The following is a 1552-nucleotide window of genomic DNA, read 5'->3' as shown; positions in this document are numbered from 1 at the left end:
TTCCAGCTGCTCGTACAATGCTCTCGCCTTACCCTCAAGCCTGACCGGTACGATCCTGTCAACACGCGGCGGCAGTTCCAGCCAGTCTTCGGCCTTCATGCTCACCGCGATATCCGAGATGGCCTCAAAGATACACTGCTCAGCCTCTTTCTTCTGCCGCCACTTGTAGACGATGTGGCCGTCCCGGTCGGCTGGAATAAAGTATCGATCCCGATATCCAGTGATGGTCTTGCCGAGTCGTTCACCCTGGTCCGCCAGGTACACCTGCGGCCAAAGATCAAGCAATCCATTCGGCGCCGGCGTACCGGTTAGCTCGACGATGCGCTTGATCATGGGCCGCACACGCCGCAATGCCCGGAATCGCTTCGACTGGTGATTCTTGAAACTGCTCGACTCGTCAATGACAACCATGTCAAACGGCCATCTGGTGCCGTACTCGCTGACGAGCCACTCGGTGTTCTCGCGATTCGTAATCCAAATGTCCGCGTCAGCCTGCAACGCCCTCCGACGTTGGGCGACGCTCCCAAGTACTTTACTAATCCGCAAATGCCGCAGATGATCCCACTTTTCGACTTCTCGCGCCCATGTGTTTTGCGCGACCCGCAACGGCGCGATCACCAATACACGACTGACCTCGAAGTAGTCATGCAACAAAAGGTCGATAGCTGTTAGGGTGCTCACCGTTTTACCAAGGCCCATATCCAGGAACAACAAGACGGCGGGGCACTCGATAATCTTCTGAGTTGCATACTCCTGGTATTTATGGGATTTGTACTCCATTCCTGGTCACCTCCGCGATAAACCGGTCTATGCTCTCATCCGAATCAATCCTGTAAACTCGATGCCCAAGACCGCTCAAAATCTTCGCCCATCTCACCTGCAATGGCGCTAACGGTTTGCCCGGCGCCTTCATCTCGACGAACGCCACCCGGCCACCAGGCAGAATCACAATACGATCAGGCACACCACGGTTACCGGGCGACACCCACTTCGGCGCCCGGCCGCCGATGCGCTCGACCTCCCGAACCAAACGGCGCTCCAATGTGGACTCACGCACGACTCAATCACCTCACTGTGTGCTAGTGTTCAGATGAACACTCACACGCGCGTATATGCGCCCAAAACGCGTTTAGCATAGGAATACCATATACTGTTACTCTATTGCTCCTATGCTAATTTACTTTTCATCGCATATAGAAAAATCACTGATACATCTGATACAACATCTCAACTTCCCTTGATACGACTAGCTTTTTCATGTATCAGATACCCGATTTTTATCTGATACACGACTGATACATCTGCTACGGGGGGTGTATCAGATGTATCAGATGGTGAACAGATAAATCCGACCTATCTGTTACACCCTTTCGAAGACGGTTTGCAGCCCGTAGCCTGGTACGCGCGCCCGTCCGTTCCGTTCCCTCCATCCAGGTATGCGTCGCAGGATGTCACAAATTTCACGGGCTTCCCATGGGCGCATAGAGCCTTTTTTATTCCCAAGGCACTCTACCCACACTTGTGACGCACAAACGCGATTCCGCAATTGTCC

Annotated in this window: 3 protein-coding genes; all 3 read right to left on the bottom strand. The window is 53.4% G+C overall.

Annotated elements, in window-relative coordinates; all coding sequences use genetic code 11:
- Positions 1–780, bottom strand: a 780-nt coding sequence (locus tag QMF38_RS09515) for an SNF2-related protein (RefSeq protein ID WP_281759287.1), incomplete at its 3' end; no start/stop codon positions are given.
- Entirely contained in the window at positions 761–1057 is a 297-nt protein-coding gene (locus QMF38_RS09510) for a VRR-NUC domain-containing protein (protein WP_281759286.1), read from the bottom strand. The genes QMF38_RS09510 and QMF38_RS09515, both read right to left, overlap by 20 nt.
- Positions 1058–1360: 303 nt before the next feature.
- Positions 1361–1552 (bottom strand): hypothetical protein (locus QMF38_RS09505; RefSeq protein WP_281759285.1); only part of this gene is annotated, 192 nt, incomplete at its 5' end.

Origin of the sequence: Alicyclobacillus hesperidum subsp. aegles, assembly GCF_027923525.1 — a bacterium.
GTDB lineage: Bacteria > Bacillota > Bacilli > Alicyclobacillales > Alicyclobacillaceae > Alicyclobacillus > Alicyclobacillus aegles.
The sequence above is the reverse complement of the archived record's forward strand: the minus strand, read 5'-3'. Positions and strand labels throughout refer to the sequence as shown.